A 23,061-nucleotide genomic window follows, 5' to 3' on the forward strand; every position below is an offset into this window, starting at 1 on the left:
TGCGGCAAAACGTGAATTATGACAGATGGCAATGATGGGGTCAGAAATGCACACCGCCGCCCAGAGAGAGCGCTCCCAGCTGCAAGGCGCTCCGGCAGGTCTCGTTTCGTGCCGCCCCGGAGCTTCCGGCGAAACAAGTCGGACGCAGCGCAGCGTTACCGCGCCGAAAGCGGCAGGGGACAAGCAGTTTTATCCTTTGCAATTTGGGTGGTACCACGGAGCAGTTTTACACAGCCTCGTCCCTTTTGGGATGGGGCTGTTTTTGTTTTTGCGCCTGCCCGCCCCTCTGCCATAACATCATAAAAACTGACGTGCAAACGCCAAGGACAATTGAGGAGAGAAAACCTATGCAATGGACCGGTTTGAATGAACTGCGTGAAAAGTACCTGAGCTTCTTTGAGAGCAAGGGCCACCTGCGTCTGGACAGCTTCCCGCTGGTGCCGAAGAACGACCCCAGCCTGCTGCTGATCAACAGCGGCATGGCCCCCATGAAAAAGTGGTTCCTGGCGCAGGAAGAGCCTCCCCGCCATCGTGTGACCACCTGCCAGAAGTGCATCCGTACTCCGGATATCGAGCGCGTGGGCATCACCGCCCGCCACGGCACCTTCTTTGAGATGCTGGGCAACTTCTCCTTCCAGGACTACTTCAAGGAAGAGGTCATTCCCTGGGCATGGGAGTTCCTGACCAGCGACGAGTGGATGGCTATCCCCAAGGATAAGCTGCACATCTCCGTCTACGAAGAGGACGACGAGGCTTACGATATCTGGACCAAGAAGGTGGGCATTGCTCCGGATCACATGGTGCGTCTGGGCAAGGAGGACAACTTCTGGGAGCACGGCTCCGGTCCCTGCGGCCCCTGCTCTGAGATCTACTTTGACCGCGGCCCCGAGTACGGCTGCGGCAAGCCGACCTGCGGCGTGGGCTGTGACTGCGACCGCTATATGGAGATCTGGAACCTGGTGTTCAGCCAGTTTGATGCCGACGGCAAGGGCCACTACGAGCGTCTGGCACGCCCCAACATCGATACTGGCATGGGCCTGGAGCGTCTGGCCTGCGTGATGCAGGGCGTGGGCAACCTGTTTGAGGTCGATACCGTTCAGAGCGTGCTGCACCATGTGGAGCACATTGCCGGTAAGACCTACGGTGAGAACGCCAAGGATGACATCTCCATCCGTGTCATCACCGACCACATCCGCAGCTGCACCTTCATGGTGTCTGACGGCATCCTGCCCTCCAACGAGGGCCGCGGCTACGTTCTGCGCCGTCTGCTCCGCCGCGCTGCCCGCCATGGCCGGATGCTGGGCATCTCCCGCCCCTTCCTGGTGGAACTGGTGGAGACGGTCATCCAGTCCAGCGAGAGCGCTTACCCCGAGCTGCGTGAGCACGATGCCTATATCAAGAAGGTCATCGGCACCGAGGAGGCAAACTTTGCCCGCACCATCGATGCCGGTATGAACATCCTGAACAACATGATCGACGGCCTGGAAAAGGCACACCAGCACCTGCTCAAGGGTCTGGACGTGTTCAAGCTGAACGATACCTTCGGCTTCCCCCTCGACCTGACCAAGGAGATCGCTGCCGAGCAGGGCATTGAGATCGACGAGGACGGCTTCCATGCTGAGATGAAGAAGCAGAAGGAGCGCGCCCGTGCCGAGCGCCTGAAGAAGAACATCTCCGGCTGGAGCGAGGACCTGTTCGGCGGCCTGACCGTTGAGCCCACTGTCTTTACCGGCTATGAGACCCTGAACGACACCGGCGTTGTGGTTGCCCTGAGCGACGAGGAGAACCTGACCGATGCCATTGCCACCGATGAGGAGGCAAAGGACGGCGTGCTGGTGGTTCTGGACAAGACCCCGTTCTACGCTGAGATGGGCGGTCAGGTGGCGGACAACGGCCTGCTGACCGGCCCCGAGTGCAGCCTGCGTGTGCTGGACGTGAAAAAGACCCCCAAGGGCTACTACGTCCACACCTGCGTGCTGGAGAGCGGCATCGTCAAGGTGGGCGACCACCTGAACGCTCAGGTGGACAAGGAATACCGGATGTCCGTCTGCCGCAATCACACCGCGACCCACCTGCTGCAGGCTGCCCTGCGCGAGGTGCTGGGCGACCATGTGCATCAGGCAGGCTCCTATCAGGACGCTTCCATCACCCACTTCGACTTTACCCACTTCAGCGCCGTCACGCCTGAGGAGCTGGCCCGGGTGCAGAAGATCGTGAACGATAAGATCTTCGACTCCATGAACGTTACCGTGCAGGAGATGCCGGTGGAAGAGGCCAAGAAGCTGGGCGCAATGGCTCTGTTTGGCGAAAAGTACGGCAAGGTGGTCCGCGTGGTGGATATCGAGGGCTGGTCTACCGAGTTCTGCGGCGGCACCCACGTCAAGAACACCGCCCAGATCGGCGGCTTCAAGATCGTCAGCGAGAGCTCTGTGGCTGCAGGCATCCGCCGCATCGAGGCTGTTACCGGCCGCAACCTGCTGATTCGTGCAAACCTGCAGGAGGCTATGCTGCATGATGTGGCAAACACCCTGAAGGCCAACAACGTCACCTCTCTGCCTGTTCGTGCTGAGGCTGTGATGGCTGAGAACAAGGCCATGAGCCGCGAGCTGGAGGAGCTGAAGGCTAAGATCGCCGCCTCCAAGGTGGACAGCCTGTTTGACAACGCCGAGGAAGCAGACGGCGTGAAGATCGCCTCTGCCTACTTCACCGGCACCACCGGCGAAACCCTGCGCGGCATGTGCGACAGCATCCGCGACAAGGCTGTGAACCCCGTGGTGGCTGTTCTGGTGGGCAAGGCTGAGGATAAGATCACCATGGCCGTTACCGTGAATAAGCTGGCACAGGAAAAGGGCCTCAAGGCTGGCGTGCTGGTCAAGGAGATCAGCGCCATTGCAGGCGGCAAGGGCGGCGGCAAGCCCGACTTTGCAATGGCCGGCCTGAAGGACGAGACCAAGATCGACGAGGCTCTGGCCGCTGTCAAGGGCATCGTTGAGAAGCAGCTGGGCTGAGTGAAAGGAGCAATTCCCATGGAAGATTGTCTGTTTTGCATGATCGCCGAGGGCAAGATCCCCTCTAAAAAGCTGTATGAGGACGATCAGGTCGTGGCGTTTTACGATATCAACCCTCAGGCCAAGGTGCACTTTCTTGTTGTGCCCAAAAAGCACATCCAGAGTGCCGCTGCCCTGACGGAGGAGGACGGTGCCCTGCTGGGCCATATCTTTGCCGTGATCGCCAAGCTGGCCAAGGAAGTCGGCCTGGACAACGGCTACCGCGTGATCTCCAATGTCGGCGAGGATGCCGGCCAGACCGTGAAGCACCTGCATTTCCATGTGCTGGGCGGCGAGAAGCTGCCTGTCTGAGCCGCGCGTAAAAATAACGGATCGAACAAAAGGAAGGGAATTGTTATGGCAAAGACCTATACCCTGAATGTTGCGGGCCTGACCCGTGAACTGACCATCTGCAAGGTGAACGACCACATGGACATTGCGGCCTTCATCATGCTGGGCGATGCAGAGCTGACCGTGGTTGCTGCCACCGAGCTGCTGAAAAAGTGCCCCGAGTTTGATATCCTGCTGACCGCTGAGGCCAAGGGCATCCCTCTGGCACACGAGATGAGCCGCCAGAGCGGCAAGCCCTACATCTGCGCACGCAAGGGCGAAAAGCTCTATATGGCCGACCCTGTCGTGGTGGAGGATCAGTCCATCACCACCGCAGGCAAGCAGAAGCTGGTTATCGACCGCAAGGAGCTGGACAAGATGAGCGGCAAGCGTGTGCTTGTGGTGGATGATGTCATCTCCACCGGCGGCTCCCTGAAGGCGCTGGACGCACTGGCAGAAAAGACCCAGTGCACCATCGTGGGCCAGGCCGCTGTTCTGGCCGAGGGCGATGCAGCCGAGCGCAAGGATATCATTTTCCTTGAGCCGCTGCCCCTGTTCTTCCACTAAGTAAGATGCGCCGCCCGCTCTGTGTTTTCTGCGCAGGAACGCTGGGGCTGGAGTTGGTGTGCGCCTTTTTGCCGCAAACGGGACGTTTTGTGCCGTTTGCGGCATTTTTTATTGCCGGTCTGCTGTGGGCGCTGGCGGGCCGTTTGCGCAAAAGTCCGGCCTGGGGCTATGGCATCTGCCTGATCCTGGGGGCCGCGCTGGGCCTTGTGCTGACCGGCTCCACGCAGGCAAAATGGGAAAAGCTCCAGAACGCTTACGATGGCCGCAGTGTCCTGCTGGAGGCGGAGGTGGAGAGCACAACCTCTTCCTATTTCCCCGGCAGGGTGTGGGCGGTCCTGCAGGTGAAAATGGTGGACCGGGAGGCGGCCTCCCTCCGGGTGGAGTGCACCAGCCTGCCCGCCTGCAGCCCCGGCGACCGGGTCAAGGGCCGCTTTGCGCTGGAATTGTCCGATGACACCGCCCGCCTGAATGCCCTGGCCGATGGCATTGCCCTGAACGCTGCTTATGAGAAAGGCTTTGCGCTGCTGGGGCAGAGCACCTCCTTCCGTGCCCGGACGGCCCGGCTCCAGAAGCGGCTGAGCGCCGCCCTGCGGCAGGGGATGGCCTCCGGCCCGGCGGGCGTGCTGGCCGCCATGGTTACAGGCGACCGCACCCATCTCTCGAAGGAGCTGCGCACAGCCTACCGGGGCGCGGGGCTTTCCCATGTGCTGGTGGTCAGCGGAATGCACGTTTCGATCCTGTGCGGCGATGTGCTGGGCAGGCTGCTGCCCAGCCGCAAAAAGCGACTGCGCGGCTATACCGGCCGCCGGGTCAGGGCGCTGTTCAGTGCGGTGCTGGCATTGCTGCTGGTGGGAGTGACGGGCTTTACGCCCTCTGTTCTGCGCGCGGCGGGGGCCGTCTGGCTCAGTGCGCTGGGGGTCTGGGTCTACGGCCCGCCGGATGCCCTGACCTCGCTGGGCGTAGCCGGTGTTCTGATGACGGCGGGCAACAGCTGCGCCGTCTGTGACGTGGGCTTTCAGCTCTCCTTTGCGGCGGTGGTGGGCACCCTGGCCGGTGGGGCCGTGGTGCGCCGCAGTCAGGAAGCCTGGGAAAAACAGCAGGCAAAGAAAAAGCACCCCCGCCTCCGGTTCTGGAAGCGGAAAGCGCTTGGACTTGCGGGAAGTCTGTGGGAAACGGTCTGCATCTCGGCCTGCGCCTCCATGGCCACCTTCCCGGTGCTGGTGCTGCGGGGGATGAGCACCAGCCTGTACGCGCTGGTGTCCGGCGCGGCGGTGCTCTGGCTGGTGGAACCCATCCTACTCACCGGTCTGGGGGCGGCCCTGCTGGGGCTGGTGCCTGCATTGGCCCCGGCCCAGCGGGTGTGCTCGTGCTGCGCGGAATTACTGGCAGAGGTGCTGGACCGCTGGGCGCTCTGGGTGTCCGGCTGGCCCGGGGCACAGATCTGGTTCGACACCGCCTATGCCGCTTTGGTCTGCCTGCTGCTGGCCGGGCTCTGCTGGCTGGCGTTCCATAACAGGGTGCGTCTGCGGGTGGCCCTGCCTGCCCTTCTGCTGACGGCGGGGCTTGCTGTTTTCACCGGCAATGCCCTGAACCGGGATGTTGTCCGGGTGGAGCTGGTGGGCAGCCGGAATGCCCCGGCGGTGGTCATCAGCCGGAACGAGAGCGCCGTCATCCTCTTCCGCGGCGGCGACGTGACCCGGTGCGCCGTGGAGACCACGCTGGAACGCCGGAATATCCGGACCGTGGAGTGCCTGATCGACCTGCGGCTCAGGCCCCGGAGCGCCCAGCGGATGGGGGCGGAACAGCGCATTGCCGTTGACCGGATGGCGCTCTATGCCACCCGCCGTGTCCGCTGCGGCCCGGCAGAGGTGGAGGTGCTCCGCACCCGGAACGGCTGTGTGGCCCGCATCCAGGCCGCCGGGCAGACCTTTGTTACCCTGAGCGGCAGTGCTGCGCTTGCGGCCCCTGTGCAGGCGGATACCCTGCTGGCCTCGCCTGCCCGGCCGGACTGCGTGAAGTATGATGCGATCCTGAGCCTGAGCAGCGATTATCGGTGGATGCCGGAGGCTCTTTCTTCGGGGCAGCTCTGCCACAGTTTTTCAAGGGCAGAGTAGGCTTTGAGAGAAAAAATTGGCTTTTTGTCAGGAGCTGTTATATAATAGGAGATATCAAAGTAAAATCCGGAAAGGAATCAAGAAATTTATGGGCATCGTAGTCATCGGCGCAGTGTTTGTGGACATCAAGGGATATCCGCTTTCTACCTATATCCCCGGCGGGCGCAACGCAGGCAGAATGGAGCAGGTCCACGGCGGCGTGAGCCGCAACGTGGCAGAGGATATCGCCAACGTGGAGCTCCGGCCCACCTTCGTGAGCCTTGTCGATGACAGCGGCATGGGTCAGGATGTCATTGACAAGCTGGAGAACCACAAGGTCAACACCCGGTTCATCAAAAAGGTACCGGACGGCATGGGCACCTGGCTGGCCATCTTTGACAACAGGGGTGATGTGACTGCCGCCATCTCCAAGCGGCCGGATACCACGCCGCTCATCGGCTTGCTGGCCGAGCAGGGGGATGAGATCTTTGCCGACTGCGACAGCATCGCGCTGGAGCTGGACCTTGAAAAGGAGACGGTCAAGCAGACCCTGAAATACGCCAAAAAGTACGGCAAAAAAGTGTATGCGGCCGTTTCCAACATGAGCATCGCCATGGAGCGCCGGGACTTTTTGCAGCAGATCGATTGCTTTGTCTGCAACCAGCAGGAGGCTGGGCTGCTCTTCTCGGACAATTACGACCATCTCGAGCCTGAGGAGATGTGCAGGGTGCTGGCGGGCAATGTGCACAGCGCCAACATCCCCTGCATGGTGGTGACCATGGGCAGCAAGGGGGCTGTGTTCGCCCGCGCCAACGGCGAGTGCGGCATCGTGCCCGCCAAAAAGGTGGATGTCATCGATACCACCGGCGCGGGGGATGCCTTCTTTGCCGGAACCGTCATCGGCCTGACCTACGGCAAGACTCTGGCTGAATCCTGCGAGATCGGCAGCCGCCTGGCCGCTTCGGTCATCTGCATCACAGAAAATGTCTGCCCCCGCTTCCGCCCCCTTGAGTTCGGGCTGGATATCCCGGTGGTGGATTGAGAGAACAAGTAAAAAGGGACGGCGTGGAGCACACGCCGTCCCTTTTGTGGTGTCAGGAAAATGGATGATCTTCAGCTTTGCTGTTCCAGTGTCTGGATCGCATCCGGAGATCAGATCGTGAAATGTGAGGATGAGAAACATTGACGCTGCGGTAAAATGGCGGGTCAGAACGTCTCCACCTTTTCCTGCGCGCGGTACTGCAATGCTTCCAGCAGGGCCTCTTCATCCAGCAGCTGTTTGCCTGCCAGGTCAGCCACGGTGCGGGCCACCCGGAGGATGCGGTCATGGGCGCGGGCGGAAAGGCCCAGTGTGTCGTAGGAGGCGCGGAGGAGCCGCTCGGCGGCGGGGGTCATCCGGCAGACACGCCGCACCTGCCCGGCTGTGAGCTGGGCATTGCAGCGCACGCCCTCATATCCGGGGGCGGCATAGCGCTTGGCCTGCACGGCCCGGGCGGCAAGCACCTGCTTGCGCAGGTCTGCACTGCTCTCGGCGGGGGTGCTGGTGTGAAGCTCGTCAAAGGCAACGGGGTCCATCTCCACACAGAGGTCGATGCGGTCCAGCAGGGGGCCGGATACCCGGCTGCGGTACTGCCGCACCGCACTGGGCGAACAGGTGCAGGGACGGGTGGGGTGGCCGTAGTAGCCGCACTTGCAGGGGTTCATGGCGGCCACCAGCTGGAACCGGCTGGGGTAGGTGGCACTGCCTGCCGCACGGCTCACGGTGATCTGGCCGTCCTCCAGCGGCTGGCGCAGAACTTCCAGACTGTCCCGGGAAAACTCCGGCAGCTCGTCCAGAAACAGCACGCCGCAGTCGGCAAGGCTGCACTCGCCGGGCCGGAAGGTGGTGCCGCCGCCCGCCAGCGCCGCCGCGCTGGCCGAGTGGTGCGGGCTGCGGAAGGGCCGGGCAGAGATCAGGCCCCGCCCCTTGGGCAGCTGGCCCGCAATGGAATAGATCTTGGTGGTCTCCACAGCTTCCTCCCGGGTCAGGGGCGGCAGGATGCCGGGCAGGCGCTTGGCCAGCATGGATTTGCCGGTGCCGGGCGCGCCGATGAGCAGTACGTTGTGCCCACCGGCTGCTGCCAGCACCATGGCCCGGCGGGCCAGCGGCTGGCCCATCACGTCCGCAAAATCCGGGGCGGCATTCCAGCCGGAAGCGGGGTCAAAGGGGATGGGGGCGGCAGGGGAAAGGGGCACAAGGCCCCGCAGCGCATCCACGACCTCCCGGGCTGTGCGGGCGGGATAGACCTGCATCGCGTCGCCGCCCGCCTCGGCGGCTTCGGCGGCGTTTTCGGCGGGCACATACAGGCTGCGGATGCCGTCTGCTGCCGCCGCCAGCGCCATGGGCAGTACGCCAGAAACCGGGCGCAGGCTGCCGTCCAGTGCCAGCTCCCCCAGAAAGGCCGCGTCGGCAGGCGGTTCTTCCATCTGGCCGGAGGATGCCAGCACCGCCAGCAGCAGGGGCAGGTCATACACCGGGCCGCTCTTGCGGATGTCCGCCGGGGCAAGGTTGACCGTGATGTGGCGGTCGGGCCATTTGTAGCCCAGATTCTTCATGGCAGAGCGGACACGGTCGCCGCTTTCCCGCACGGCGGAATCCGGCAGGCCCACCAGCGAAAAGGCAGGCAGGCCGCCGGAGACATCGGCTTCCACGGCCACGGCAAAGCCGTTCAGGCCGTTCAGACCATAGCTTTTCAGAACGGAATACATGGGGGCCTCCTCACGCCGCATCTGCGGCCCGACGGGAAAATGACCGGGAAAATGTCCGGCCTCGGCAAAATATTCTATTGTTCCAATTATAGTGTCGGGCAGGGGGCTTGTCAATGCGCGGGCACTGCCGCAGGCCCTGCAGACAGCCCGAAAGCCCCAAATGATGGAAAAGGCTGAACTCTTTGTGGCATTTGTATGATTTGCGGAGCAAAAATTCTTACATAATATGGAATTGACACAGTGCCGGGGAAAGGTTTATAGTATAAATAGGTTTGGAAAAACTATCCCTGTGCGAAATACGAATTAAAGGTAAGGTGTGCAATATGTATCTGGATGAGTATAAGCGCTGGCTGGCAGCGGATCTGGAGGACGCGGATCTGAAACCGGAGCTGAGCAGGATCGAGGGTAATGACGAGGAAATCAAGGACCGCTTTGCCGTGGCCCTGAAGTTTGGCACCGCCGGTCTGCGCGGTGTGCTGGGTGCCGGTACCAACCGCATGAACATCTATGTTGTCCGTCAGGCTACCCAGGGTCTGGCAAACTGGGTCAAGACCCAGGGTGGCAGCCAGACTGTCGCCATCAGCTACGACAGCCGCCTGAAGAGCGATGTCTTTGCCAAGACTGCCGCCGGTGTTCTGGCCGCCAACGGCATCAAGGTGCGCATCTATGATGCCCTGATGCCCGTGCCTGCCCTGAGCTTTGCCACCCGCTACTACGAGTGCAATGCCGGTATCATGGTCACCGCTTCCCACAACCCCGCCAAGTACAACGGCTACAAGGCCTACGGCCCGGATGGCTGCCAGATGACCGATGATGCCGCCGCCATCGTCTATGATGAGATCCAGAAGACCGATGTTCTGACCGGCGCAAAGTACATCTCCTTTGCCGAGGGCGTGGAGCAGGGCCTGATCCGCTTTGTGGGCGATGACTGCAAAAAGGCCCTGTACGATGCCATCGAGGCACGTCAGGTGCGCCCCGGCCTGTGCCGGACTGCCGGCCTGAAGCTGGTGTACAGCCCCCTGAACGGTTCCGGTCTGGTGCCCGTGACCCATGTGCTGAACGATATGGGCATCACCGATATCACCATCGTGCCTGAGCAGGAGTACCCCAACGGCTACTTTACCACCTGCTCCTACCCCAACCCTGAGATCTTTGAGGCCCTGAAGCTGGGTCTGGAGCTGGCCACCAAGACCGGTGCTGACCTGATGCTGGCCACCGACCCCGATGCAGACCGCGTGGGCATTGCCATGAAGTGTCCGGACGGCAGCTATGAGCTGGTCTCCGGCAATGAAATGGGCGTTCTGCTGCTGGATTACATCTGCGCCGGACGCATTGAAAAGGGCACCATGCCCGCAAACCCCGTGGCGGTCAAGTCCATCGTTTCCACCCCGCTGGCCGACGCTGTGGCAAAGCACTACGGCGTGGAGATGCGCAACGTTCTGACCGGCTTCAAGTGGATCGGCGATCAGATCGCCAATCTGGAAGCTGCCGGTGAAGTGGACCGCTTCATCTTCGGCTTTGAGGAGAGCTATGGCTACCTGGCAGGCCCTTATGTCCGCGATAAGGATGCCGTCATCGGCTCCATGCTGATCTGCGAGATGGCCGCTTACTACCGCAGCATCGGTTCCTCCATCAAGCAGCGTCTGGAAGAGATCTACGCACAGTACGGCCGCTACCTGAACAAGGTGGACAGCTTTGAGTTCCCCGGCCTGACCGGCATGGAGAAGATGGCTTCCATCATGCAGAAGCTGCGTGACGAGCCCCTGACCGAGATCGGCGGCCACAAGGTCGTCAAGGTCACGGACTACAAGAAGCCCGAGGAGACCGGCCTGCCCGCCGCCAATGTCCTGATCTACACGCTGGAAAATGGCGCGACCGTTGTGGTGCGCCCCTCCGGCACCGAGCCCAAGATCAAGACCTACTTCACCACCCTGGGCAAGACCCTGGAGGAAGCACAGGCACAGAAGGACGCTCTGGCTGCCGCCATTGAGCCCATCCTGAAATAATCTCCCCCAAGAAGCGTTTTTGCCCCTCTGCCCTGCCGCAGAGGGGCGTTTTTGCTGTATAAAATCGGTTGCAGTTTGCCGGGCGATACGGTATAATAAAACATGGTTTATTCTATCTGTGCCCCGGGTGGTATTTCCCGGGAGAATAAGAGCAGGGCAGGTGCAGAAATTGGAAAAGAAAGTATCAGCCGTTCTGGTGGCGGCAGGGTCTTCCACCCGCATGGGGTTTGACAAGCTCAGCTTTGATCTGGGCGGGGAGACCGTGGTGCAGCGGAGCATCCGCGCCTTTGCGGAGTGTCCGCTGGTCAGCGAGATCGTTCTGGTGGCCGGGAAGAACCGGGCATTTCTGGAACAGCAGGCTGCGGCCTGCACAAAGCCGGTGCAGGTGGTGCAGGGCGGCGCGACCCGCGCCGAGAGCGCGAAGAACGGCGTACTGGCCGCCCACGGAGAGCTGGTGGCTGTCCACGATGCCGCCCGTCCCTTTGTCAGTCAGGCTGTCATCACGGCGGCGCTGGAGGCAGCCGCTGCCTGCGGTGCTGCCGCCCCCGCCGTGCCGGTAAAGGATACCGTCAAGCGGGCTGTGCGGGGCGACGGCAAGACCGTGCCGGAGCATTGCATGGTCACTGATACCCCTGACCGCAGCACCCTGTATGCGGTGCAGACCCCCCAGTGCTTCGACCGTGCGGCGTATCTGGCCGCGCTGGACGAGCTGGATGCGGAAAAAGCCCGCCTGGTCACCGATGACTGCAGCCTGTTTGAACTGACCGGCCGCCCGGTGCAGCTGACCCAGGGGGATTACGCCAATCTGAAGATCACAACGCGGGAGGATCTGCCCCGCGCCGAACAGAAAGAAGGAAATGATATGCGCATTGGTCATGGTTATGATGTTCACCGTCTGGTCGAGGACCGCAAGCTGATCCTGGGCGGTGTGGAGGTGCCTTTTGAAAAGGGTCTGCTGGGCCACTCGGATGCCGATGTGCTGGCCCACGCCGTGATGGACGCTGTGCTGGGTGCCGCCGCGCTGGGCGACATCGGCAAGCACTTCCCGGATACCGACCCCGCCTACGCCGGTGCCGACAGCCTGCAGCTGGCGCAGCATGTGGCACGCATCATGCGGGAGAAGGGCTGGAAGATCGTGAACATCGATTCCACCCTGCTCTGCCAGAAGCCCAAGCTGGCCCCCTACATCCCCGCCATGCGGGAAAATCTGGCCGCAGCCTTCGGGATGCCGGTGGATGCTGTGAGCGTCAAGGCCACCACCGAGGAGCATCTGGGCTTTACCGGCGAGGGCCTGGGCATTGCCGCCCATGCTGTCGCCTTGATCGAGAAGCTGTAACGGGAGAGACACTCTGATGACTCTGAATTCGATCATCGCCAATTTCCAAACCTTCAAGCTGGCCGATCTGCTGGATATCGTCATCATTGCTTTCCTGATCTACCAGCTGCTGGGCATCATCAACCGCACCCGCGCCGGGCAGCTGGCCAAGGGCGCACTGCTGGTGCTGGCGGTCTATCTGGTGGCCAACGTGCTGAACATGCGCACCGTCACCTGGCTGCTGAACTCGCTGCTGCAGGTCGGCCTGCTGACGCTGGTGGTCCTGTTCCAGCCGGAGATCCGCCGCGCATTGGAGCGGATGGGCCAGACCGACCAGTGGGCGGGCAAGCTCTTCAACATCAAGGGACGCTATAACGACCCCAGCTTCAAGGGGGCCTGGCGCAGCGCCATCATTGCCATCTGCGATGCCGCCGAGCGCTTTTCCGAGACCAAGACCGGTGCCCTGATCGTGCTGGAGCGCAACACCAACCTCTCTGAGATCGTGCGCACCGGCACGCCTGTGAACAGTGCCGTCAATCTGGAGGTGCTGGGCACCATCTTCTATGAGGGTACCCCCCTGCACGACGGTGCCGCCATCATTGAGAATGGCCGCATCAAGGCGGCGGGCTGTGTGCTGCCCCTGTCCAACAACCTGGATCTGGGCAAGGATATGGGCACCCGCCACCGCGCCTGCCTGGGCATTGCGGAGAATTCGGATGCCATTGCCGTTGTGGTCAGTGAGGAGACCGGCATCATCTCCATGGCAAAGAACGGTGTGCTGATCCGCCACTTTGACCGCCAGACCCTGTACACCCGGCTGGTGGATGAGATGATCCCCAAGGAGACCGCCAGCGAAAAGGCAGCTGCCGACGGCTGGCGCGGCAAGGTCAAGAGCCTGCTGAACTGGATGAACCAGAAAGAGGAGGATGAGCAGCAGTGAGCAGCAATCGTACCAACGGCACAAAGCCTGCCATCCAGCACACCAAGAGCATTCTGGACGACCGCCGCATCCGGCTGCTGCTGGCCATCGTGGGTGCCATTGTGGCATGGATGGTGGTCACCATCGTCGTCCAGCCCGGCACCACCCGCACCATCAACAACGTGCCGGTGGATTTCACCTATGATTCCGCCGCGTACACCTCCCGGGGCCTGAGCATCGTCAGCGCGCCGGAAAAGTATGTCAGCCTGAAGCTCTCGGGCGATGGCTACACCATCGGCAGCCTGACTTCCTCTGATTTCGTGGTCTACCCGGACTGGTCCGGCGTGCGGGACAGCGGCGAAAAGACCCTGCATCTGCAGGTGCGGGGCGTGAATACCCTGCTCAATGGCGTGTCCGTTTCCATTGAGGGCGGCGACAACAGCGTGGACGTGGTGTTTGATGTGGTGGAGGAGAAAACGGTGCCCATCACCGTGACCACCAACTACCTGACCATTGCGGACGGCTATATCCTCTATGACACCGAGCTCTCCAAGGAGACGGTGACCCTCTCCGGCCCCAGCACCGAGATCGATAAGGTGGAGACCTGCACCGCCGAGGTGACCCACAAGGGGGAGCTCACCGATTCTGTCACGCTGGACACCGCCCTGCGCTTTTATACCAAGAGCGGCAGTGAGGTCAAGTTTGAATACACGAATCTGGAGGAGTCCAGCGTGGAGGTCACGCTGGAGGTCTACAAGATGGCCACCCTGCCCGTGTCGGTCAGCTTTATCAACGCGCCCCGGAATTTTGATCCCTCGGTGCTGGTCTACTCCCTGAGCAAGCAGACCCTGAATGTCGCCGGGCCCGAGAGCCAGATCGAAAAGCTCTCCACCCTGTCTGTTGGCACCATCGATCTTTCCACCTTTGCGCCGAACAAGGTGTATGAGCTGCCCATCGAGCTGCCGGGCAACATCCGCCTGCTGGACAACATTTCCAGCATCACGGTCAGCTTCGACAGCTCCAGGCTCGAGACCAAGACCATGAACCTGCCCGCCAGCTGCGTGCAGGTGGTCAATCTGCCCTCCACCTATACCCTGACCGTGCAGACCGAGCGGCTGATGAATGTGACCCTCTGCGGCCCGGCGGGTCTGCTGGATACGCTGGTGCCCGAGCAGGTGGTCATTGAGATCGATGCGGATGATTTCTATGTGGCCGCAGGGCAGCAGAACATTGCCTGCCGCCTGTACGTGCCCTCCAATGGCAGAATCTTTGCGCTGGGGAGCTATGTTATCCAGTGCAAGATAGAAAGTAACTGAGCTGGCTCACCCTCTCAGTCTCGCTTCGCTCGCCAGCTCTCCCGAAGGGAGAGCCCTTGGCATAAAGATGAAGTTTGCAAATATTGCCAAGGCCTCCCACTTTGGGGGAGGTGGCATTGCGTTAGCAATGACGGAGAGGGTGAGGAGGCTGAAAATAGAAAGCGAAACTTGATAGATGATATTAGTGCGTGATATCCGCCTGCCGCTCTCCGCCGGGGAGCCGCAGGCATTCGAGAAAGCGCTGCATCTGGCGCGCATCCCCCGCAGCAAGGCGGCCCATCTGGGCGTGGCCAGGCTGTCGGTGGATGCCCGTCACGGGCAGCCAAAGCTGGTGTATACCATAGCGGTAACGCTCAAGGACGAGGGTGAGGAATCTGCGTATGCAGGGGCCTCGCCCTGCGTTGCTATCCGCGGCAAAACGGATCTCAGCGTTCAGAACGGCACCCAGCGCCTGCCCCACCGGCCTGTGGTCTGCGGGCTGGGCCCGGCGGGCCTGTTTGCGGCGCTGTTGCTGGCCCGGCAGGGCTATAAGCCCATCGTGCTGGAGCGCGGCCCCGCGCTGGACGAGCGTGTGAAGGCGGTGGAGCACTTCTCTGCCACCGGTGAGCTGGACCCCAACGCCAACATCCAGTTTGGCGAGGGCGGCGCGGGTACCTTTTCGGACGGCAAGCTGACCACCCGCATCGGGGATGAGCTCTGCGGCTTTGTCACCGAGGTGTTTCTGCAGCACGGTGCTCCGGCGGAGATCGCCTGGAAGCAGAAGCCCCATGTGGGCACCGACTTGCTCCGGGGCGTTATCACCTCCATCCGCAGGGAGATCGAGGCTCTGGGCGGCGAGGTGCACTTCAACACGGCCCTCACCGGTTTTGAGCAGAAGAACGGACGGCTGACCGGCATCTTTACCACCGGCGGGACCTTCCCCTGTGAAGCGCTGGTGTTTGCCGTGGGCCACTCGGCCCGGGATACCTTCGGGATGCTGATGGACAGCGGTTTTGTGCTGGAGTGCAAGCCCTTCAGCGTGGGCTTCCGGGCAGAGCACTTGCAGAGTGAGATCGAGAAGAGCCTGTACCACGAGGCTGCCGGGCATCCGGCCCTGCCGCGCGGGGAGTATCAGCTCTCCCAGCATGTGGGAGACCGGTGCGTGTACACCTTCTGCATGTGCCCCGGCGGTCAGGTGGTGGCTTCGGCCAGTGAGACCGGCCATGTGGTCACCAACGGCATGAGCTACCACGCCCGGGACGGCAAAAATGCCAACGCGGCGGTGGTGGTCAGCGTGGGAGCTGAGGATTTTGCGGGCGACCCGCGCAGGGCCATCGCTTTCCAGCGGGAGCTGGAGGCCAAAGCCTACGCTGCAGGCTGCCGGGGCGGGGCGTATGCGGCTCCGGCTGAGAACGTGCAGAGCTTTCTGGAGGGCAAAGGCCAGCTGAACATCGGCCGGGTGGAGCCTACCTATGACCGGGGCGTTGTGGCTGCGGATCTGGGAGCTTTGCTGCCCGGGGAGCTGGCCGATACCCTGCGGGCGGGCCTGCGCGCCTACGAGCGCAAGATTGCGGGCTACACCGCACCGGAAGCCATCCTCACGGGCCTTGAGACCCGCACCAGCAGCCCCGTGCGGCTGAAACGGGAGGAGACCTTGGAATCGGCCCAGCTGGCGGGGTTGTACCCCTGCGGCGAGGGGGCCGGATATGCGGGCGGCATTATGAGCGCCGCCGTGGACGGCCTGCGGGTCGCCCGTGCGATCATCGGCCGGTATGCACCGGCAGAAGGGTGAGAAATATTGATGAATCATCGTGAAAACGATACAACACAAGAAAACGAGGGAAAACAGGTGCAGCAGGAGCTGGAAGAGCAGCTGCGCGCCTTTGGCGACACCATGTCCGATGCCTTTGCCCATGGCTTTGAGGGTCGGGGCATGGACATCGGCGACCGGGCCTTTGATGTGGGCAAGGCCGCTGTTCATGCGGCCAATTACGGCATCTCGGAGGCGGGCAAGGCCATGCGGCAGGCCCGGGACAGCTACTACCAGAGCCAGCGGCAGGCCCATGCCAACGGCGGCACGGCAGAGCAGTACGCCGGGATGCCCCAGTGGGCCAGAAATTTCTTTGCATCGCGCCCGGAGCTGACCCCGGTGGAAAAGCTGCGGAAATGCGCCAAGGAGCGTTACAGCTCGGGCGTGGCTCTGCTGGCCGTGGGCATCATCTTTGCGGTGCTTTTCGGGCTGGGCGCAGTGGGCTGCCTCATCGGGCTGGGCATTATTTCACCGGCTGCTTTGGGCGACGTTGTGGTGTCGACTGCTGAGGGCGGCGGCATCCTGATGACGGGCACGGACTACGCTATGAACACCGTCTACAACGTGCTTGGCATCGTCAGCAGCGTGCTGGGCCTTGCCACGGCGGGCTTTGGCTGGATGGCGGCCTGCGGCGTTTCCCAGAGGGAAGCGGGCAGGCAGATGGGCCAGCTGGCCGACCTTGCCGACAGCATGGACAGCGGCAAGGGCCTGCCGGTGGAGATGCTGGCCGACTTGACCCACCAGAAAAAGAAAAAAACGCTCAAGCGGCTGAAAAAAAGCATCCGCAAGGGCTGGCTGAATGCATGGCTGGATGAGAAAACGGAGACTGTGTACCTGACGGCGGAGGATTACCGCGCCGCGCAGGAGGCCCTCGCCGCAGAGCACGCCCGCCCGGCTCCGCAGCCGGAGCAGGAGGCCGCGCCGGAAACGCCCCTCAACCTCGAAACGGCCCGCCGCTTTGCCAAGGTGCTGGAGCAGGAGCAGCAGCTCATGCAGGACGCGCAGGGCCGGGAAGAGCTGGAAACGATGCAAAAGACCACCACCGCCATCTGCGAGTGGCTGGAAGCGCACCCGGAAAGCCTGCCCAAGGCCCGCCGCTTTGCGGAATACTATATCCCCACCACCCTCAAGCTGCTGCACACCTACAACGATGTGCAGGGCCAGCAGGGCGAAAATGCAGAGACCATCCGCCGGGACATCGCGGGCATCCTGCACACCCTGAATCAGGCGTACAGCAACCTGTATGATAACCTGCTTTCTGACGTTGCCATGGATGTTTCCAGCGAGATCGCCGCGCTGCAGGGAATGCTGGCCAATGACGGCCTGACCGGGGAGGGATTGTTATGACGACCTACCGGGCCTGGAACCTGAAGCCGCTGGACCGCTCTGCCCTGAAGGAGCTGACCGCGGCCATTGCCCAGCAGAGCACTGAGGAGCTGGAAAACCGCGCCATGGAAACGATGGATGGGGAGCCGTGGAGCGAGGAAAAATATCAGATGACGCTGGCCGCCCAGCAGAAGGAGGTGGGCCTGCTGGCAGGCATTCTGGCCGCACGCGGCATCACCGACCCCGCCGAGGCCCTGACCCTGCTGTCGGGCGAGGAAGAACTGACCGACCCCATGCTCCTGACCGACATGGACAAGGCCTGTGCCCGTATCCTCGATGCCATCGACCGGGAAGAGACCATTGTTGTCTTTGGCGACTACGATGTGGACGGCGTGACCGCCACCGCCCTGCTCTACCAGCACCTCAAGGGGATGGGAGCCAACGTCAAGTGCATGCTGCCCAGCCGTGAAGGCGATGGCTACGGCCTTTCCAAAAATGCCATCCAGTCCATCCACGATAAGGGCTGCCAGCTCATCGTGACGGTGGACAACGGCATCTCCGCGCTGGAGGAAGCCGAGTATGCGGCTTCACTGGGGGTGGACCTGATCGTCACCGATCACCATCTGCCCCATGATACTCTGCCTAAGGCCGTTGCCGTGGTGGACCCCCGCCGCGCCGATGATACCAGCCCCTTCAAGGGCTTGTGCGGCGCAGGTGTGGCTTTCAAGCTCTGTGCCGCGCTGGACGGCTGTCCGCCCGAGGAGATGCTGGACTACTGCGGCGACCTTGCCGCCGTGGGCACCGTGGCGGACGTGATGCCCCTGACCGGCGAGAACCGCACCCTGGTCAAGGCGGGCCTGCACCTGCTGCAGCACTCCGACCGGCCCGGCCTTCTGGCCCTGCTGGATGAGGTGGGGCTGGGCGGCAAGCCCGTGACCGCCGAGAATGTCAGCTATGCCATTGCCCCCCGCATCAACGCGGCGGGCCGGATGGACAGCGCTGTGACCGCCCTGCAGCTGGTGCTGTGTGAGGATGAGGAACGCGCTGCCGAGCTGGCACATAAACTGAACGAGATCAACGCCGCCCGGCAGGAGACCGAGGGCGAGATCGCCAAGGCCGCGCAGGCCCAGCTGGAGGCCGAGCCCGCCATTCTGGAGGACCGGGTCATCCTGATCTGGGGCCGGGACTGGCACCCCGGTGTCATTGGCATCGTGGCATCCCGGCTGGTGGAAAAGACCGGCCGCCCCGTCATCGTGGTGTCCATTGATGAGCACGGCGAGGGCAAGGGCAGCGGCCGCAGTGTGCAGGGCTTCAACCTGCACGCCTGCATTGCCTCCTGTGAGGATCTTCTCCTCCGCTTCGGCGGCCACGCCATGGCGGCGGGCCTTTCGGTACGGGAGGAGAATTTGCCGGAGCTGCGCCGCCGCCTGAACGAGTGGGCCGCCCGGGAGTGCCCGGTGCTGGTGACCCCGCCGCTGGAATGCGACCTGTCCATCCATCTCGACCGCATCACGGTGGAATCCGTCCGGCGGCTGGACCAGCTGGCTCCCTACGGTGCCGAGAACCCCGCCCCGGTGTTCCTGCTGGAAAAGGCCGTGGTGGAGGGAGTCTACCCTGTCTCGGAGGGGCGGCACTGCCGCCTGCGCCTGCGGCAGGGCAATGCCTGCATCTATGCGGTCTGGTTCGGGATGCACCCGGAGCAGCTGCCCTATGCCACCGGCGATGTGGTGGACGCGGCCCTGAGCCTCTCGGTTTACGAGGCTGCCCGGGGCGCGCAGCTTTCGGGACGCATTCTGGAGCTGCACCCGGCGGGCTTTGGCAACGCCGCCGCTCAGCAGTCCGCGCTGGTGCAGGCTTTGCGCCGCGGCAGCCCGCTGACTGCCCAGCAGCGCGCCCTGATCGCACCGGAGCGCAGTGATATCATTACCGTTTACCGGGAACTGCAGGCCCGGCGCTGGCACGCCGAGGATATGCAGCCCCTGTTTGCAAAGCTGGGGGAGGAGCACACCGGCAAAACGCTGGTGGCCCTGACGGCCCTGGAACAGGTGGGCCTGATCGCCGCCGTGGAGCGCGGCGGGGCAAAGTTCTGGGAGCTGGTTCCCACGGCAGGCAAGAAGAACCTGGCCGATGCCCCCATCCTGAAATGTCTGGAGGAATAAAAATATGCCAGAGGGAAAGAAACCGGCGGAGGATCTTTACTCCGCAAAAACGCATCTGCATCAGCCGGTGCCGGAGGTGTCTACCGTGAACGCTACGGCCCTGCCGGCCGATGCGCCCGAGGGTGCTCTGCCCAGCGAGGTGCGGCCTGAGATCGTTACCTGGGAGAAGCTCTGCGAGGCCATCAAGGCCAGCGGCAAGGCCTACAACATGGAGATGATCACCAAGGCCTACGACCTTGCCAACAAGGCGCACAACGGGGTCTGCCGCCGCAGCGGCGAGCCCTACATCTGCCACCCGCTGGCCGTGGCCCGCCTGGTGCTGGATCTGGGCATGGATTCGGAGAGCATTGCCGCCGCCCTGCTCCATGACGTGGTGGAGGATACCCCCACCACGCTGGAGGACCTGACCGCCGCCTTTGGCGAGGAAGTGGCCCTGCTGGTGGACGGCGTGACCAAGCTGACCAAGATCCAGTTCTCCAACATCGAGGAGCTGCAGGCCGAGAACCTGCGCAAGATGCTGCTGGCCATGAGCCGGGATGTCCGCGTGATGATCATCAAGCTCTGCGACCGGCTCCACAATATGCGCACCGGCGATGCCTGGCCTGAGCAGAAGCGCCGCGACAAGGCCCGTGAGACGATGGAGGTCTATGCCCCCATCGCCAACCGTCTGGGCATCCTGAACGTCAAGGAGGAGCTGGAGGACCGCAGCCTGCACTACCTTGACCCTGTGGGCTACGAGGAGATCAGCAAGATGCTGAGCGAGCGTGCAGGGGAGGAGTTCCTTGCCAGAGTGTCCGGTGTCATCGAGCAGCGGCTGAAGGAGAGCGGCATCGAGGGTGCCACCATCAAGCGCCGGGTCAAGAGCATCTACGGCATCTACCGCAAGACCATCATGCAGAACAAGTCCTTCGATGAGATCTACGATATCTATGCCGTCCGTGTCATTCTGGATACGCTGGCCGAGTGTTACAGCACCCTGGGCCTCATCCACGATATGTACCACCCGCTGCCCAACCGCTTCAAGGATTATATCTCCACCCCCAAGCCCAACGGCTACCAGAGCCTGCACACCACCGTCATCGGCCACGAGGGCATCCCCTTTGAAGTGCAGATCCGCACCCGCAAGATGGATGAACAGGCAGAGTACGGCGTTGCCGCCCACTGGAAGTACAAGGAAGGGCTGGATGGACACGATAAGCTGGACGAGCGCCTGGCCTGGGTCAGCCAGCTGCTGGAAAACCAGCGCGTCAGCGAGGACTCCGGCAACCTGCTCCATGACCTGAAGAGCGACCTGCTGCCCGAGGAGGTCTTTGCCTTTACCCCCAAGGGCGATGTCATCAACCTGCCCACGGGTGCCACCTGCATCGACTTTGCCTATGCCATCCACTCCGCCGTCGGCAACCGGATGGTGGGCTGCAAGGTCAACAACCGGATGGTGCCCATTGACCACGTTGTTTCCACCGGCGAGATCATTGAAGTCATCCTCGGCCCGGCGGACAAGGGCCCCAGCCGCGACTGGTTGAAGATCGTGCGTACCAGCGAGGCCAAGAGCAAAATCCGCAACTGGTTCAAGAAGATGCGCCGGGAGGAGAATATCCAGGAGGGCCGCGACACGCTGGCCCGGGAGCTGCGCCGGGAGATGATCTTCATCCCCGACGACGAGCTGGATGAATTTATTGGCAGCTGCTGCCGCCGCCTGCGCCAGAACAACGCCGAGGAGCTGTATGCCGCCATCGGCTACGGCGGCATCACCGTTGCCAACTGCCTGCCCAAGCTGAAGGAAGAGTGGCAGAAGCGGAAGAGCGAGGAGGGCAAGAACGAGCAGTTGGCCAAGGTGGATCTGAGCAGGGTCCACGCCACCGACGGTGTGGTGGTGGAGGGCTTCGACAACACCCCCATCAAGTTTGCCAAGTGCTGCAGCCCGCTGCCCGGCGACCCCATCGTGGGCTTTATCACCCGCGGTTTTGGCGTGTCCATCCACAAGCAGAGCTGTGTCAATGCCATCTCCAGCATGAAGGACCCCACCAACGCCCCCCGCTGGGTCAAGGCTTACTGGGCCGACAGCGTCAAGGACAGCTACAAGGCCGGCCTTGAGATCGTGGCGCTGGACCGCAACGAGCTGCTGCGGGATGTGCTGAGCGCTCTGGCCGATATCCGGGTGCCCATCTACACCATGAACGCCCGTCAGGTGGAAAACAACTGCGCCGTGGTCAGCCTGACCATCGGCATCAACAATACCGAGCACCTGAACCGTGTGGTGGCGCGTCTGTCCAAGGTCAAGGATGTGCTCAAAGTGACAAGGAGTTAAACCATGCGTGCAGTCATTCAGGCAGTGTCCTCCGCTTCTGTCCGGGTCAACGGCGGGGAGCCACGCTCCATCGGCCCCGGCCTGGTCATCCTGCTGGGTGTCCGGGATACCGATACGCTGGACATCGTGCCCAAGCTGGCGGATAAGTGTGCGGGCCTGCGCATCTTCAAGGACGAAAACGACAAGCTGAACCTCAGTGCAAAGGACCTGGGCTATTCGGCACTGGTGGTCAGCCAGTTCACGCTTTACGGCGACACGAAAAAGGGCTACCGCCCCAGCTTTATCAAAGCGGCCCGGGCCCCGCTTGCGGTGGATGCCTACGAGCTGTTCCTTGCCGAGATGAACCGGCAGGGCCTCAGGGACGTGCAGCACGGCGAGTTCGGCGCGGATATGCAGGTGTCTCTGGTGAACGAGGGGCCCTGCACCATTGTCATCGACACGGACGAGTGGGCGCACCACTCGTAACGGCCCGCCCCCGGCAAAGCCGGAACATCTGAACAGTTAGAAGGATATAGGATATGAAAGCATTTCATCTTCTCGGCGCTGCGCCGCTTTATACCAACAGCTTTGTCCTGATCTCCGATGCGGGCCATGCAGTGGTCATTGACCCTGCCGCCGAAGTGCAGGAGTACGATAAAATTTTTAAAGAGAACAACGCAACGCTCACCACCATCCTCTGTACCCACGGCCACTATGACCATGTGGGCAGTGCGGGGGTGCTGAGCCGGGAGTGGAAGGCCAGGATCTACTGTGAGCCTGCCGACTGCAGGGGCAGCCAGCTCTTTCCCCTGAAAAGCGCGGACAGCGGCTATCAGGAGGGGGAAAAGCTCACCGTGGATGAGCTGACCTTTACCGTCTGGCACACCCCCGGCCATACCGAGGGCGGTGTGGTGCTGCTGTGCGGGGACTATCTCTTTGTGGGCGATACCGTGTTCCAGGGCAGCATTGGCCGCACCGATCTGGAGGGCGGCAGTATGCAGAAAATGGATGCCAGCCTGCGCAAGCTGGCGGGCCTGCCCATCCCCAAAGAGACCCAGCTGCTGCCCGGCCACGGGGATTTTTCTACCCTTGGCGAGGAACTGGCGAACAATTTCTATATCCGCAGCGCCCTGCGCGGCGGGAATGCGGATTTTTAAGG

The 23,061-nt window shown here is 62.5% G+C and carries 16 protein-coding genes; 15 read left to right on the plus strand and 1 reads right to left on the minus strand.

Annotated elements, in window-relative coordinates; genetic code table 11:
- Positions 1-347 precede the first annotated feature (347 nt).
- The 5 genes from alaS (at position 348) to MTP40_RS04740 (ending at position 7,079) form a co-directional block, all read left to right on the plus strand.
- On the plus strand, positions 348-3,008 hold the full coding sequence (gene alaS / locus MTP40_RS04720; RefSeq protein ID WP_249259908.1) for an alanine--tRNA ligase: 2,661 nt from the start codon (positions 348-350) through the stop codon (positions 3,006-3,008).
- A gap of 18 nt (positions 3,009-3,026) precedes the next feature.
- Positions 3,027-3,359, plus strand: coding sequence for a histidine triad nucleotide-binding protein (locus MTP40_RS04725; RefSeq protein WP_117476993.1), 333 nt, complete (start codon positions 3,027-3,029; stop codon positions 3,357-3,359).
- 45 nt (positions 3,360-3,404) lie between these two features.
- Positions 3,405-3,944, plus strand: a complete 540-nt coding sequence (locus MTP40_RS04730; protein WP_249259909.1) for a phosphoribosyltransferase family protein — start codon at positions 3,405-3,407, stop codon at positions 3,942-3,944.
- Between the two features lie 68 nt (positions 3,945-4,012).
- A complete protein-coding gene (locus MTP40_RS04735; RefSeq protein WP_249259910.1) occupies positions 4,013-6,058 on the plus strand; it encodes a ComEC/Rec2 family competence protein in 2,046 nt (681 codons plus the stop codon).
- 88 nt (positions 6,059-6,146) lie between these two features.
- On the plus strand, positions 6,147-7,079 hold the full coding sequence (locus MTP40_RS04740) for a carbohydrate kinase family protein (RefSeq protein WP_249259911.1): 933 nt from the start codon (positions 6,147-6,149) through the stop codon (positions 7,077-7,079).
- Between the two features lie 164 nt (positions 7,080-7,243).
- Here the strand turns inward: MTP40_RS04740 and MTP40_RS04745 are convergent, their stop codons facing one another.
- Positions 7,244-8,785 carry a YifB family Mg chelatase-like AAA ATPase gene (locus MTP40_RS04745; protein WP_223385036.1) on the minus strand — a complete coding sequence of 514 codons (1,542 nt, stop codon included), beginning with the start codon at positions 8,783-8,785 and terminating at the stop codon, positions 7,244-7,246.
- A gap of 323 nt (positions 8,786-9,108) precedes the next feature.
- Between MTP40_RS04745 and MTP40_RS04750 the strand changes: the two genes are divergently transcribed.
- The 10 genes from MTP40_RS04750 to MTP40_RS04795 all read left to right on the plus strand — a co-directional run bounded on the left by MTP40_RS04750 (position 9,109) and on the right by MTP40_RS04795 (position 23,059).
- Positions 9,109-10,791, plus strand: a complete 1,683-nt coding sequence (locus MTP40_RS04750; RefSeq protein WP_249259912.1) for a phospho-sugar mutase — start codon at positions 9,109-9,111, stop codon at positions 10,789-10,791.
- A gap of 169 nt (positions 10,792-10,960) precedes the next feature.
- Positions 10,961-12,127 carry a 2-C-methyl-D-erythritol 2,4-cyclodiphosphate synthase gene (gene ispF, locus MTP40_RS04755; protein ID WP_227611689.1) on the plus strand — a complete coding sequence of 389 codons (1,167 nt, stop codon included), beginning with the start codon at positions 10,961-10,963 and terminating at the stop codon, positions 12,125-12,127.
- 16 nt (positions 12,128-12,143) lie between these two features.
- On the plus strand, positions 12,144-13,046 hold the full coding sequence (cdaA, locus tag MTP40_RS04760) for a diadenylate cyclase CdaA (protein WP_005933418.1): 903 nt from the start codon (positions 12,144-12,146) through the stop codon (positions 13,044-13,046).
- A complete protein-coding gene (locus tag MTP40_RS04765) occupies positions 13,043-14,341 on the plus strand; it encodes a CdaR family protein (protein ID WP_249259913.1) in 1,299 nt (432 codons plus the stop codon). The genes cdaA and MTP40_RS04765 overlap by 4 nt, the downstream gene beginning before the upstream one ends.
- A gap of 175 nt (positions 14,342-14,516) precedes the next feature.
- Positions 14,517-16,112, plus strand: a complete 1,596-nt coding sequence (locus MTP40_RS04770) for an NAD(P)/FAD-dependent oxidoreductase (RefSeq protein ID WP_249259914.1) — start codon at positions 14,517-14,519, stop codon at positions 16,110-16,112.
- Between the two features lie 9 nt (positions 16,113-16,121).
- Entirely contained in the window at positions 16,122-17,477 is a 1,356-nt protein-coding gene (locus MTP40_RS04775; RefSeq protein WP_249259915.1) for a 5-bromo-4-chloroindolyl phosphate hydrolysis family protein, read from the plus strand.
- Positions 17,474-19,615: a single-stranded-DNA-specific exonuclease RecJ gene (gene recJ, locus MTP40_RS04780; protein ID WP_249259916.1), complete on the plus strand. Its 2,142-nt coding sequence runs from the start codon at positions 17,474-17,476 to the stop codon at positions 19,613-19,615. The genes MTP40_RS04775 and recJ overlap by 4 nt, the downstream gene beginning before the upstream one ends.
- A gap of 4 nt (positions 19,616-19,619) precedes the next feature.
- The gene (locus MTP40_RS04785) at positions 19,620-21,923 is read left to right on the plus strand and encodes a RelA/SpoT family protein (protein WP_249259917.1); all 2,304 of its coding nucleotides are present in this window, start codon (positions 19,620-19,622) and stop codon (positions 21,921-21,923) included.
- 3 nt (positions 21,924-21,926) lie between these two features.
- A complete protein-coding gene (gene dtd, locus MTP40_RS04790; protein ID WP_097771014.1) occupies positions 21,927-22,388 on the plus strand; it encodes a D-aminoacyl-tRNA deacylase in 462 nt (153 codons plus the stop codon).
- 53 nt (positions 22,389-22,441) lie between these two features.
- Positions 22,442-23,059, plus strand: coding sequence for an MBL fold metallo-hydrolase (locus MTP40_RS04795; RefSeq protein ID WP_097771015.1), 618 nt, complete (start codon positions 22,442-22,444; stop codon positions 23,057-23,059).
- Positions 23,060-23,061: the final 2 nt, after the last annotated feature.

The organism is Faecalibacterium sp. IP-3-29 (assembly GCF_023347335.1).
In the GTDB taxonomy this organism is placed as follows: Bacteria; Bacillota; Clostridia; order Oscillospirales; family Ruminococcaceae; genus Faecalibacterium; species Faecalibacterium duncaniae.